The organism is Mycobacterium sp., from assembly GCF_044223235.1.
Lineage (GTDB): Bacteria > Actinomycetota > Actinomycetes > Mycobacteriales > Mycobacteriaceae > Mycobacterium.
The window spans coordinates 1-12,488 of the sequence record NZ_JBGAME010000031.1 but is presented as its reverse complement, the minus strand read 5'-3'; the positions used below and the strand labels follow the sequence as shown (position 1 = coordinate 12,488).

The window sequence follows — 12,488 nt, the reverse complement described above, 5'->3', positions numbered from 1 at the left end:
CATTCGGCTCGGCCGCTCTGCTCGATCATTCGGCTCGGCCGAATCTGCGATTGCGGTTCACGTACTCCTCACACGCCGCCCACAAGTCCCGACGATCGTAATCCGGCCAGAGCTTGTCCTGAAACACGAACTCGGCGTAGGCGGCCTGCCACAGCAGGAAGTTACTCGCCCGCTGCTCCCCGGACGTCCTGATGAACAGGTCGACGTCCGGGATGTCGGTGCGGTGCAGGTGCGCGGCGATGGTGGCCTCGGTGATGCGGTCCGGGTTGATCAGGCCGTCCGCGGCTTCCTTCGCGATTTGCTTTGCGGCTTCCGCGATTTCGGTTCTGCCGCCGTAGTTGACGCAATAGTTGATGGTGATGACGTCGTTGTTGAACGTCATGTCCTCGGCGATCTCGAACTCCTTGATGACGCTGCGCCACAGCCGCGGGCGCGAGCCGACCCAGCGCATCCGCACCCCCATCGCGTCGAGGTTCTCCCTGCGCCGGCGCACCACCTCACGGTTGAAACCCATCAGGAATCGGACCTCTTCGGTGCTGCGCTTCCAGTTTTCGGTGGAGAACGCATACACGGTCAGATGCTTGATGCCGATTTCGATGGCGCCACAGGTGATGTCGATCAGCACCGCCTCACCCATTTTGTGGCCTTCCGTGCGGTGCAGCCCCCGCTGCTTCGCCCAGCGGCCGTTTCCGTCCATCACCACCGCGACGTGATTGGGCACCTGGTCGGCCGGGATCTTGGGGGCGGCGGCCTTGGAGGTGTGCTGCGGCGGGCGGCGGGGTCCGCCGCCGGGGACGGGCGGCAGGTCGGGGAACACCACGGGCCACGTCGACTTGTCCGGAAAGGTCGGATAGTCGTCAGGCGCCAGAGGCAGTTGAGGGTAGCTGGTCTTGCCCTGCCGTTTGATCGCCATGCGGCGAATTCTGCCCGAACACTGCCACCCGGTGATCGGCGACCGCGCGATCGACCCGGTACGCGCGCTCGACCAGCGGCAACGTCCGCAGCTGGCGTTCGAGGTGCCACTGCAGATGCGCGGCGACCAATCCGCTGGCCTGGCTGCGATGCGACTGCTGTGTCGCCTGCGCGTGCTCCCAGTCACCGTCGTGCAGTGCGGCCATCAGATCCAACACCCCCTGCGGCGGCGTCACCGCCCCGGACGGCCTGCAGTGCACACAGACGCTGCCGCCCGCGGCGATGTGGAACGCGCGGTGCGGACCGGGGGCCGCGCACCGGGCACATTCGGTGAGCGCGGGCGCCCATCCCGCGATCCCCATGGCGCGCAACAGGTAAGCGTCCAGCACCAGCTCCCTGGGGCGGCTGCCGTCGGCGACGGCCCGTAACGCTGCGACGGTCAGCCGGTGCAGCGCGGGCACCGGCGCCCGCTCCTCGCCCGCCAGCCGCTCGGCGGTCTCCAGGACCGCGCAGGCACACGTGTAACGGCCGTAGTCGCTGACGATGTCGGTGGCGAACGCGTCGATGGCGGCCACCTGGGTGACGATGTCGAGGTTGCGGCCGGGATGCAGCTGAACGTCGATATGGGCGAACGGCTCCAGCCGGGCCCCGAACTTACTGCGGGTGCGGCGAACCCCCTTGGCCACCGCGCGCACAAGCCCGTGATCGCGGGTGAGCAGGGTGACGATGCGGTCGGCCTCGCCGAGCTTGTGCTGGCGCAGCACCACCGCCCGGTCCCGATACAGCCGCATCGGCCCAGTGTCCCACCGCCGCCCGACAGGACCCGGTAAGCAGAGCCGTACGCTTACCCGGGATGGCCGAGTCCTTCCCCCACGGATACTCGGGCGCCGCCTTTCCGACCGTCGCCCAACAGCTGTTCGAACTCTCCGCGGGCACCGTCACATCCACCGAACTGGTCCGGCGATCGCTGCACGTGAACGGCTGCCCCTGCTGGGGATCCCGATCGCGGTCAAGGACGACGTTGACGTCGCCGGGGTGCCGACCAGGTTCGGCGTCGACGGCAACGTCCCGCCGGCCCGTGAGGACGCCGAGGTGGTACGACGGCTGCGCGCCGCGGGCGCCGTCATCGTCGGCAAGACCAACACCTGTGAACTGGGCCAGTGGCCATTCACCAGCGGGCAGGCGTTCGGCCACACCCGCAATCCGTGGTCGCGCAGGCACACCCCCGGCGGATCGTCGGGCGGCAGCGCGGCGGCGGTCGCGGCGGGCCTGGTGGCCGCGGCGATCGGCTCGGACGGGGCGGGCAGCGTACGGATCCCCGCGGCATGGACCCACCTCGTCGGGATCAAACCGCAGCGCGGCCGCATCTCGACCTGGCCGCTGCCGGAGGCGTTCAACGGGATCACCGTCAACGGGGTGCTGGCCCGTACCGTCAGCGACGCCGCGCTGGTGCTCGACGCCGCATCGGGAAACGTCGACGGCGATCTGCATAAACCGCCGCGGGTCACCGTGTCGGACTACGTCAGCGTGGCACCGGGTCCGCTGCGGATCGCGATGTCCACCAGCTTCCCGTTCACGCTTTTTCCTGCCACGCTGCATCCGGACATCCGGCAGGCCCTCGGCACCGTCGCGGGTCAGCTCGAACAACTGGGCCACACCGTCGTCGCCAACGATCCGGACTACGGCCTGCGCATGTCGTGGAGTTTCCTGGCGCGAGCAACGGCCGGGATGCTCGACTGGCACAAGCGGCTCGGCGATGTGCCCCTTGACCACCGCACGGTCGGCAACATCCGGCTCGGCCGGTTGCTGTCACAGAGCGTTCTGCGCCGGGCACGCGCCTACGAGACCGAAGCCCAGCGCCGCCTTGGCTGGATCTTCAACCTCGCCGACGTGGTACTCGCCCCCACCACCGCGCAGCCACCACCGCGGCTGTACGACTTCGACCACCGCGGCGGACTGTCCACCGACCGCGCGATCATCCGCGCATGCCCCGTGACCTGGCCGTGGAATCTGGTCGGCTGGCCGTCGATCAACGTGCCCGCCGGCTTCACCTCAGACGGCCTGCCCATCGGTGTGCAGCTGATGGGGCCCGCGAACAGCGAAGGCCAGCTGATCTCGCTGGCCGCCGAACTCGAAGCGATCAACGGCTGGGAGAGCGTACAACCCGACGTGTGGTGGAACACGCCGGCCGGCCGCCGGGATTCGGTAATCGACTAAAAGCCAAGCCGCCCAAGCTGTTTGGGATCGCGTTGCCAGTTCTTCGCGATCTTGACCCGCAGGTCGAGGTAGACCCTGGTGCCGAGCAGTTTCTCGATCTGGATGCGCGCCGCGGTGCCCACCTCGCGCAGCCGCGCGCCGCCTTTGCCGATGACGATGCCCTTCTGGCTGTCACGCTCGACGTAGAGCGTGGCATGGACGTCAACCAGTTCCCCCTGCTCCTCGGTCCGGCCCTCCCGTGGAATGATCTCGTCGATCACCACCGCCAGCGAGTGCGGCAGCTCGTCGCGAACCCCTTCGAGCGCCGCCTCCCGGATGAGCTCCGCCATCAGCGTCTCTTCGGGCTCGTCGGTGAGTTCGCCGTCCGGATAGAACGCGGGCCCCTCGGGCAGCTGCGCGGCCAGCACGTCGACCAGCACATCGAGCTGCTCTCCGCTGGTCGCCGACACCGGAACGATTTCGGTGTCGGGCCCGGCGAGCTCAGCCACGGCCATCAGCTGCGCGGCCAACCGGTCCTTGGCCACCTTGTCGATCTTGGTCACCACGGCAACCAGGGTGGTGTTCGGCGCGACCGCGCGGATCTGCTGGTGAATCCACCTGTCCCCCGGCCCAATCCCCTCATCGGCGGGGATGCACATGCCGATGACGTCGACCTCGGAGTACGTGTCCTTGACCAGATCGTTGAGCCGCTGACCCAGCAGCGTGCGCGGCCGGTGCAGGCCGGGTGTGTCGACGAGGACGATCTGGACATCCTCCCGGTGCACGATGCCCCGGATGGTATGCCTGGTGGTCTGCGGGCGGTTGGAGGTGATGGCCACCTTCGTACCGACCAGCGCGTTGGTCAGCGTCGACTTGCCGGTGTTGGGCCTACCGACGAAACAGACGAACCCCGAACGGAATTCCGTCCCATCGCTCACCGCAGGCCCCGCTCACCGAGCGTAACGTAATGGCGGGGTTCGGCCCGGAATCGCGCCGTGACGTTACCCTCGCGGCGGTGTCGGTCCATCAGTCGGCCGGTCACAGCACCCCGCCCGCGCGGTCGGTGACGATGATCGCCGCGTCCGGCGAGAGTTCACGGACCGCGGTCACCCCGGCATCGTCGGCCGAGCCGCCGACCAGAACCGCGGCCTCCAGCCCGATGGCCCCGCTGGACACCGCAGCGGCGACGGCGGCCTGCAGTGCGCTGAGCTCAAGGGCGGCCAGGGCGACGGGCGCGCCGGCATAGGTGCGGCCGTCGAGGTCGCGCACCGCCGCGCCGCTACCGGCCTCCGCCCTGCCCATCGCGCCGCGGGCCAGAACCACGAGTTTGGCGTCTTCGGAACCCAGTTCAGTCATCGCCCCGCGCCCTTTTGGTGGCCATCTCTTCGCCTTTCTTGACCTTTCGGGCCGGCTCATCACCACGCGCCCTTTTGGTGGCCGTCTCGTCGCCTTTCTTGACCTTTCGGGCCGGCTCATCACCACGCGCCCTTTTGGCTGGCTCATCGCCGTCGGCGTCGTCCTCGGGTTCCGGCGGATCGGTCGGACTGACCAGCACCGTGCCGATGCGCATCCGGCCACGATGGTCCTGTCCCCCCTCCGCGCGCAGGCGCAACCCGTCCCAGGTCACCTCGGCGCCCGGCAGCGGCACGCGGCCCAACTCGAGGGCGACCAGGCCGCCGACGGTGTCGACGTCCAGATCGTCGTCCAACTCGATGTCGAACAGTTCGCCGAGATCCTCGATGGGCAGCCGCGCCGACACCCTGAACTGGTGATCGCCCAGCTCCTCCACCGGCGCGACCTCGTCGATGTCGTACTCGTCGGCGATTTCACCGACGATCTCCTCGAGCACGTCCTCGATGGTCACCAGCCCGGCGATCGCCCCGTATTCGTCCACCAGCAGGGCCATGTGGTTGCGGGTGCGCTGCATCTCGCGCAGCAGGTCGTCGGCCGGCTTGGAGTCGGGCATGAACACCGCGGGCCTCATCAGCTGCGACACCAGGGTGTCCTGGCCGCCGTTGGTGGAGTAGTACGTCTGTTGGACCAGGTCCTTGAGATACACCACGCCGACGACGTCATCGACGTTCTCCCCGATCACCGGCATGCGGGAGTGCCCGCTGCGCACCGCCAGCGACGTGGCCTGACCCGCGGTCTTGTCGGATTCGATCCATACCATCTCGGTGCGCGGCACCATCACCTCGCGAGCCGGGGTGTCGCCGAGTTCGAACACCGACTGGATCATCCTGCGCTCGTCGTCGGCGACCACACCGCGCTGCTGGGCCAGGTCGACCACCTCCCGCAGCTCGATCTCGGAGGCGAACGGGCCGTTGCGGAACCCGCGGCCGGGGGTCAGCGCGTTGCCGAGGTGTACCAGCAGCCTGCTGATGGGGGTCAGCAAAACCGAGATCGCCTGCAGCGGCCAGGCCGCGACCAGCGCAATGCTGTAGGCGTTCTGGCGGCCGAGAGTACGCGGCCCGACACCGACCGCCACGAAGCTGAGTACCACCATGATCGCGGCCGCAGTGAACAGGCCCCAACCCACCCCGAGGCGGCCGTCGAGGTAGGCCACCAGCAGCACGGTCGCGGTCACCTCGCACGTGATCCGCAGCAGCACAATCAGATTGATGTAGCGCGGCCGTTCGGCCATCAGCCGGGCCAGGCGCGCCGCACCCGGCCTCTCCTCGCGGACGAGCTCGTCGACCCTGGCCATCGAGACGGTGCTGATCGCCGCGTCGATCATCGCGAACATCCCGCCGAGAGCGATGAGTACGATCGCGCCCAGCAGCGGGGCTATGCCGGTCACGGTTCGTCGAAGTATCGGGACTTGTCGAGCAGTCGCCGATCCTTCTCGGTCTGACGGTCCTGGTGGTAGGCCTCGACCTGATCGGCCACCCACTCCTCGAGCAGCTGACGCTGCAGGGCGAACATTTCCTTCTCCTCGTCGGGCTCGGCATGGTCATAGCCGAGCAGATGCAACACGCCGTGGACGGTCAGCAGCGCGAGTTCGTGGCCGAGTGAATGCCCGGCCGTCTCGGCCTGTTTCGCCGCGAACTCGGGGCACAGCACGATGTCGCCCAGCATGGCAGGACCCGGCTCGGGTGCGTCGGGTCTGCCGCCAGGCTCGAGCTCATCCATCGGAAAGCTCATCACGTCGGTCGGCCCGGGCAGGTCCATCCACCGCATGTGCAGGTCCGCCATCGCCGACGTGTCGAGCAACACCATCGAAAGTTCAGCCGCGGGATGAACATTCATCTTCGCGATGACGAATCGCGCGACGCTGATGAGCTCCTCTTCGGAGACGTCGATGCCCGACTCGTTGGACACCTCGATGGTCACCGGCGCGGCCTACTTCCGCCGGCACGCCGCTCGGCCCGGTTCGCGAGCGGGGGCTCCTCGAACTTCGCGTAGGCGTCCACGATCTCGGACACCAGCCGGTGACGCACCACGTCGGCGCTGGTCAGTTCGGCGAAGTGGATGTCTTCGATGCCGTCGAGGATCCGCACCGCGGCCCTCAGCCCCGAGGTGGCGTTGGCCGACAGGTCGACCTGCGTCACGTCGCCGGTCACGACGATCTTCGACCCGAACCCGAGCCGGGTCAGGAACATCTTCATCTGCTCGGGCGTGGTGTTCTGCGCCTCGTCGAGAATGATGAACGCGTCGTTGAGGGTGCGACCGCGCATGAACGCCAGCGGCGCGACCTCGATGACCCCGGCGCTCATGAGTTTCGGAATCGACTCCGGATCCATCATGTCGTGCAGCGCGTCGTAGAGCGGCCGCAGATAGGGATCGATTTTCTCGTAGAGCGTGCCGGGCAGGAAGCCCAGCCGTTCGCCCGCCTCCACCGCGGGCCGGGTCAGGATGATGCGGCTGACCTGTTTGGTCTGCAATGCGCGGACGGCCTTGGCCATCGCCAGGTAGGTCTTGCCGGTGCCCGCGGGCCCGATACCGAACACGATGGTGTGGGCGTCGATGGCGTCGACGTAGCGCTTCTGGTTGAGCGTCTTGGGCCGGATGGTCTTGCCGCGCCGCGACAGGATGTCGAGCGTGAGCACCTCGGCGGGCGATTCGTCGCCGGTGCCGGTGAGCATCGCGACGCTGTGGCGCACCGCATCGGGGGTCAGCGGATGGCCGGCGGCGACGATCGCGATCAGCTCGGACACCACGCGCTCGGCCAGCGCGACATCGGCCGGTTCACCGGACAGGGTCAGCGCATTGCCACGCACGTGCAAGTCGGCGGCCAGCAGGCTCTCGAGGGCACGCAGGTTCTCGTCGGCGGAACCCAGCAGGCCCATGACATGGTCAGGCGGAACATTGATGCTGCTGCGTACCGGAGAGTCCGAGGTATCGGGAGCCAGCGAAGTGCCTGCTTTCTGTGTTCTTCGTGCGTGTCGACTGCTGCTGGGTGCTGACTCAGTTTACCGCCGGGCACCGTCACGTCCCAGCCGTTAACCGTCCGAACGGCGATAATCCCCTGGTATCCACATCGCAGCGCGCCGTGCTGGTCTGCGGCGGCGCCGCAGGAATCGGGCGCGCCATCGTCGCCACCCTGGCCGCCGCGCAGCTCGGCGCGCTGGTCCTCGACGCGGAAATGGTGGACGCCGGTCTCGGCGACACCTCTCGGGTGCAGCTGGCGGAGACCCTGCATGTGAACGTCACCGTCCCGGTGACGCAGGCGCAGACGGCGCTGCTGGCCGCCGCTGCGCAGGACGGCCCACGTGCACGCACCGGGCGACGAGGGGGCGTTAACCGACGGTTAGTCCGGGCCGCGCGGCACTGATTCGCTCCTCACGTCCGCGCGGCACTAATTCGCTCCTCACGTCCGCGCGGCACTAATTCGCTCCTCACGTCCGCGCGGCACTAATTCGCTCCTCACGTCCGCGGGGTCTTATTCGCTCTTCGCGTCCGCGGGCGGACGCGAATCGCGGCGGCATGGGTGCGGCAGTAGCGACCCGACCGGGTCGGTAACCAGCCGTAGTCGACCAGCAGTTCATTGAGCGCCTGGATCAGCCGGACATCGTCGGGCGTGCGGTCGGCGGCGACGACGCCCAGCCGGATCACGACGAGGCAGGTTTCACAGCGCACTGTGTAGTCGGCGGTGCTCATAATCGGTCCTCCACGTCAGCAGTGCCAACGCCCCGATGCGCCGATTTCCGAACTTTAGCCCCGCGCAGGCCCGGCCTCCACGTGAGGCGTCAGCCCGGCCTCCACGTGAGGCGTCAGCCCGCCCACCGCGGGGTGAGTGCGCCCAGCGCGCCGAGCGCAACGGCGGCGGCGGTCGACGTGCGCAGCACCGTCGGCCCGAGGCGCACAGGCGTGGCACCCGCGCCGGACAGCGCGGCGATCTCGTCGTCGGAGATGCCGCCCTCTGGTCCGACGATCACCGTCACGGAGTCGGCCTGGGCGAAGGGCACGCCGGTGATCGGGCCGCTCGCCGACTCGTGGAGGGCCAGCACCACGCCGCCGGACCCGACGTTGTCGGCGACGGTGTGCACCAGTTCGGCGGTCGACACCACACCGTCCACCGGCGGGATCCAGGCTCGGCGGGACTGGCGGGCGGCCGACCGGGCGACGGCGCGCCAGCGGCGCAGTCCCTTCTCGGCGCGCGGCCCGTCCCAGCGGGCCACGCAACGCGCCGCCTGCCAGGCGACGAATGCGTCGGCACCGGCCTCGGTGGCCAGCTCAATGGCCAGCTCGGAACGATCGGTTTTGGGCAGCGCCTGCACCACGGTCACGGTCGGCGTCGGCGGGCCCACGTCCTCGCGGCGCAGCACCCGCGCTGAGAGCCGGGCCTTGCCTGCGTCCTCGACGACGCAGTGCGCTACCGCACCTGCCCCGTCCCCGATGTCGAGGCGCTCGCCGGGGCGGATCCGCCGGACATTGGCCGCGTGGAAGCCTTCATCGCCGTCGAGGACCACCAGCTCGCCCGCGGCGGGCAGCGCCTCGACGTAGAAGACCGCCCGAAACCCTGCGCGATCGGGATCGTCGGTCACGATCGCTAGCGGCCGGTGAATGTATCGCGCAGCCGGCTGAACAGACCACCCGAGCCCGACGACGACTGAGACGACCGGACCTCGGCGACGTCTCGGGTGCGGTTGTCCTTCAGCTTGCGCAGCAGGTCGATGTCGGTGTGGTCCAGCCGGGAGGGCACCACCACGTCGATATGGGCATGCAGGTCGCCGCGCACTCCGGAACGCAGATGGGGCATGCCGTGGCCACGCAGTGTTGTCACCGAACCGGGCTGGGTGCCCGCGGCGATGGTGATCTCCGTCGGACCGTCGAGAATCGCGTCGACGGTGACCGCGGTGCCCAGCGCGGCGTCGACCATCGGCACCGAGACGGTGCAGTGCAGGTCGTCTCCGTCGCGGACGAACACGTCGTGGGCCTTCTCGTGGACCTCAACGTACAGGTCACCAGCGGGGCCTCCACCCGGCCCGACCTCGCCCTGGGCGGCCAGCCGCACGCGCATCCCGTCGCCGACGCCTGCCGGGATCTTGACGCTGATCTCCCGGCGGGCCCGTACCCGGCCGTCGCCGCCGCAGCGATGGCAGGGATCGGGGATGACCTCACCCACGCCGCCACACACCGGGCAGGGCCGCGACGTCATCACCTGTCCGAGCAGGGACCGCTGCACAGTCTGGATTTCGCCGCGGCCGCCGCAGGTGTCGCAGGCAACCGGGGTCGACCTGCCGTTGGTGCCCCGGCCCTGGCACAGGTCGCACAACACCGCGGTGTCGACGGTGACCTGCCTGGTCACGCCGGTGGCGCATTCGCTCAGGTCCAGACGCAGGCGCAGCAGTGAATCGGAGCCGGGCCGGACGCGCCCGACGGGTCCCCGCGACGTGGTGCCACCGCCGAAGAAGGCCTCGAACACGTCACCCAGCCCGCCGAATCCGGCGAACCCGTTACCGGCGGCGCCCGCGGACTCCATCGGATCACCGCCGAGGTCGACGACGCGGCGCTTCTCGGGATCGCTGAGCACCTCGTAGGCGACGCTGATCTCCTTGAATCGGGCCTGCGCCGCCTCGTCGGGGTTGACGTCGGGGTGCAGCTCGCGAGCCAGCCTCCGATAGGCGCGCTTGATCTCCGATTCGCTGGCGCCCCTGCTCACCCCGAGCAGCCCGTAATAGTCGCGTGCCACGCCTGTACCTTTCCCACCGCTTGACGCGGCCGTACGGCAGCTTTATCTGCTGCCTAGAACTTCGCCGATATAGAGAGCAACCGCCGCGACGTTGGCGATGGTTCCCGGATAGTCCATCCGGGTGGGACCCACCACGCCCATACCGCCGTACACCTTGCTCGACGTGCCGTACACGGTGCTGACCACCGACGTGCCCGCCATCTGCTCGGCCTCCGTCTCGTGGCCGATGCGCACGGTGACCTTACCCGTCTCCTGCTGCGCCGCAAGCAGTCGCAACACCACCACCTGCTCTTCCAGCGCCTCCAGGACCGATCGAAGGGACGGACCCAGATCGGCGCTGCTGCGGGTGAGGTTGGCGGTGCCGCCGAGCAGCAGCCGCTCCTCGACGTGCTCGACGAGCGTCTCGACCAGGACGGTGGCCGAGCGCCCGACGGCATCGGACAGGCCGCCGTGGCCGTTGAGGCTGCTGGCCAGGTCGGAGACCGCGATCGACGCCGCCGTCAGCGGCTTACCCTCCAGCGCCTGGCCTAGCAGTTCCCGCAACCGGCCAAGCTGGTGTTCGTCGATCGCGTCGCCCAGCTCGACGATGCGCTGATCGACCCGACCGGTGTCGGTGATCACCACCAGCAGCAGCCGAGCCGGCGTCAGCGCGACGACCTCGAGGTGGCGCACCGAGGAGGTCGACAGCGTGGGGTACTGGACGATGGCTACCTGCCGGGTCAGCTGGGCCAGCAACCGAACAGCGCGGCGCAGGACGTCGTCGAGGTCGACCCCGGACTCCAGGAAGGACAGGATGGCGCGGCGCTCGGAGGTGGACAGCGGCTTGACGTCGTCGAGACGGTCGACGAACTCGCGGTAGCCCTTCTCGGTGGGGATCCGTCCTGAGCTGGTGTGCGGCTGGGTGATGTAGCCCTCGGCCTCCAACACCGCCATGTCGTTGCGCACGGTCGCGCTGGAAACCCCGAGGTTGTGCCGCTCGACGAGCGATTTCGAGCCGATCGGTTCCTTGGTGGCCACGAAGTCGGCGACGATGGCGCGCAGCACCTCGAAGCGCCGGTCGTCGGCACTACCCATGGTTCACCCACCCCTTCCGGCGTGTTCGTCGCCCATTTTACGGCCATCAACAGGCCGGATACCGCCCGAGCGAGCGTTTGGGTGGCCGACTCGGTTAGTCTTGCTAGCCGAGCCATAGTTGCGGGGGTACGAGTCACCTAAAGGGCCGCCGATGATCTTCAAGGGTGTGCACGACGGTAAGCCGTATCCCGACCACGGATTGAGCTATCGCGACTGGTCGCGCATTCCGCCCCGGCAGATCCGCCTGGACGAGCTCGTCACCACCACGACGGTGCTGGCGCTGGACCGGCTGCTCTCTGAGGACTCCACCTTTTACGGCGACCTGTTCCCGCATGCGGTGCGCTGGCACGGCGTGGTCTACCTCGAGGACGGGCTGCACCGGGCGGTCCGCGCGGCGCTACGCAACCGGACGGTGCTGCACGCGCGGTTGTTCGACATGGACCTGCCGCTGTCGCACCAGGTCAGCCTCGGGCGTTAGGGCTGCCGGCCGGCGGCCTCGCGCAGGCTCCTCTGCGAACGATCGGCCGCCGGCCGGTCCCTGGCGCTCAGCACCCGGTCGGACAGCAGCCCGAGGCAGCTGAGGTTGGGGAATCCGGGGCCCTGGGTCAGTCCGGCCAATCCAGGCAGGAACAGCTTCGGCCTGACGTCGGTGACAGCCAGGTCGTACCCGATGGCGTCCTGCAGAGCCTCGCCCGTCAGCGGGGCGCCGATACCGAGCTCGAGCAGGTCGAGTCCGTCCTGGCCGAACAGCGGGACGAACCACAGGGGGTCGGCGCCGGAACCGTCGATGACCAGGTCGAAGCCGTGCACCGTCTCGACGCGCTCGCTGGCCCGATCGGTCTGCAGCGTCAGCCGGATCCGGTCCTCCCTGGCCACCGCGTGCGCGACCCGGCCCCGCAGGTGCCTGATGCGGTCGTCGGCCAGCAGCGCCTCCTGCACCCTGGCGGAGAACACGCCGCGGTCGGTGCGGGCCATGGCGTCTCGGCGCTCGTCCGGTGTCAGCTCGGCCCACCGGCTGGGGTCGGAGAACAGCGTGTTCTCGAAGAAGCTCTCCCCGCGGGTGAACAGCGTGGCCTGCGGTGAGATCACGGTGATGGTCGAAACCCGATGCCGGAAAAGCTCATTGAGCATCGATGCCGCGGTCTCGCCACCACCGATCACGGCGACCCGG

14 protein-coding genes and 1 pseudogene are annotated in these 12,488 nt (G+C 68.9%); 3 read left to right on the top strand and 12 right to left on the bottom strand.

Annotated elements, in window-relative coordinates; genetic code table 11:
• Positions 1–25: 25 nt before the first annotated feature.
• Positions 26–913 (bottom strand): decaprenyl diphosphate synthase, encoded by an 888-nt coding sequence (locus ADBZ6K_RS23920; RefSeq protein ID WP_526351372.1) that lies wholly within the window; start codon positions 911–913, stop codon positions 26–28.
• Positions 858–1,703, bottom strand: a complete 846-nt coding sequence (gene recO, locus ADBZ6K_RS23915; protein ID WP_526351370.1) for a DNA repair protein RecO — start codon at positions 1,701–1,703, stop codon at positions 858–860. The genes ADBZ6K_RS23920 and recO overlap by 56 nt, the downstream gene beginning before the upstream one ends.
• Here recO and ADBZ6K_RS23910 point away from each other — a divergent pair.
• Positions 1,702–3,129 carry an amidase gene (locus ADBZ6K_RS23910; RefSeq protein ID WP_526351432.1) on the top strand — a complete coding sequence of 476 codons (1,428 nt, stop codon included), beginning with the start codon at positions 1,702–1,704 and terminating at the stop codon, positions 3,127–3,129. The two genes, recO and ADBZ6K_RS23910, sit on opposite strands and share 2 nt — an antisense overlap.
• Here the strand turns inward: ADBZ6K_RS23910 and era are convergent.
• From era to ADBZ6K_RS23885, 5 genes are all read right to left on the bottom strand, one after another.
• Entirely contained in the window at positions 3,126–4,046 is a 921-nt protein-coding gene (gene era, locus ADBZ6K_RS23905) for a GTPase Era (RefSeq protein ID WP_526351368.1), read from the bottom strand. The two genes, ADBZ6K_RS23910 and era, sit on opposite strands and share 4 nt — an antisense overlap.
• Before the next feature lie 100 nt (positions 4,047–4,146).
• Positions 4,147–4,464, bottom strand: a complete 318-nt coding sequence (locus ADBZ6K_RS23900; RefSeq protein WP_526351365.1) for a cytidine deaminase-like protein — start codon at positions 4,462–4,464, stop codon at positions 4,147–4,149.
• Entirely contained in the window at positions 4,457–5,908 is a 1,452-nt protein-coding gene (locus tag ADBZ6K_RS23895) for a CNNM domain-containing protein (protein WP_526351363.1), read from the bottom strand. Before ADBZ6K_RS23895 ends, ADBZ6K_RS23900 begins: the two co-directional genes overlap by 8 nt.
• Positions 5,905–6,441 carry an rRNA maturation RNase YbeY gene (gene ybeY / locus ADBZ6K_RS23890; protein WP_526351361.1) on the bottom strand — a complete coding sequence of 179 codons (537 nt, stop codon included), beginning with the start codon at positions 6,439–6,441 and terminating at the stop codon, positions 5,905–5,907. Before ybeY ends, ADBZ6K_RS23895 begins: the two co-directional genes overlap by 4 nt.
• Positions 6,438–7,460 (bottom strand): PhoH family protein, encoded by a 1,023-nt coding sequence (locus tag ADBZ6K_RS23885; protein WP_526351430.1) that lies wholly within the window; start codon positions 7,458–7,460, stop codon positions 6,438–6,440. Before ADBZ6K_RS23885 ends, ybeY begins: the two co-directional genes overlap by 4 nt.
• 17 nt (positions 7,461–7,477) lie before the next feature.
• Here ADBZ6K_RS23885 and ADBZ6K_RS23880 point away from each other — a divergent pair, with 17 nt between their 5' ends.
• The gene (locus ADBZ6K_RS23880; protein ID WP_526351359.1) at positions 7,478–7,882 is read left to right on the top strand and encodes a hypothetical protein; all 405 of its coding nucleotides are present in this window, start codon (positions 7,478–7,480) and stop codon (positions 7,880–7,882) included.
• Positions 7,883–7,974: 92 nt separating this feature from the next.
• Here the strand turns inward: ADBZ6K_RS23880 and ADBZ6K_RS23875 are convergent, their stop codons facing one another.
• The 4 genes from ADBZ6K_RS23875 to hrcA all read right to left on the bottom strand — a co-directional run bounded on the left by ADBZ6K_RS23875 (position 7,975) and on the right by hrcA (position 11,317).
• The gene (locus tag ADBZ6K_RS23875; protein WP_526351357.1) at positions 7,975–8,208 is read right to left on the bottom strand and encodes a hypothetical protein; all 234 of its coding nucleotides are present in this window, start codon (positions 8,206–8,208) and stop codon (positions 7,975–7,977) included.
• A 113-nt stretch (positions 8,209–8,321) separates the two neighbouring features.
• A complete protein-coding gene (locus ADBZ6K_RS23870; protein WP_526351355.1) occupies positions 8,322–9,095 on the bottom strand; it encodes a 16S rRNA (uracil(1498)-N(3))-methyltransferase in 774 nt (257 codons plus the stop codon).
• A 5-nt stretch (positions 9,096–9,100) separates the two neighbouring features.
• Positions 9,101–10,243, bottom strand: coding sequence for a molecular chaperone DnaJ (gene dnaJ, locus ADBZ6K_RS23865; protein WP_526351353.1), 1,143 nt, complete (start codon positions 10,241–10,243; stop codon positions 9,101–9,103).
• A 42-nt stretch (positions 10,244–10,285) separates the two neighbouring features.
• Positions 10,286–11,317, bottom strand: a complete 1,032-nt coding sequence (gene hrcA / locus ADBZ6K_RS23860; protein ID WP_526351351.1) for a heat-inducible transcriptional repressor HrcA — start codon at positions 11,315–11,317, stop codon at positions 10,286–10,288.
• A 151-nt stretch (positions 11,318–11,468) separates the two neighbouring features.
• Here hrcA and ADBZ6K_RS23855 point away from each other — a divergent pair, with 151 nt between their 5' ends.
• On the top strand, positions 11,469–11,795 hold the full coding sequence (locus tag ADBZ6K_RS23855) for a type II toxin-antitoxin system VapB family antitoxin (protein WP_526351349.1): 327 nt from the start codon (positions 11,469–11,471) through the stop codon (positions 11,793–11,795).
• Here the strand turns inward: ADBZ6K_RS23855 and mbtG are convergent.
• Positions 11,792–12,488 (bottom strand): annotated as a pseudogene (gene mbtG / locus ADBZ6K_RS23850) (NADPH-dependent L-lysine N(6)-monooxygenase MbtG); the annotation flags it as partial. The gene ADBZ6K_RS23855 and the pseudogene mbtG overlap by 4 nt on opposite strands.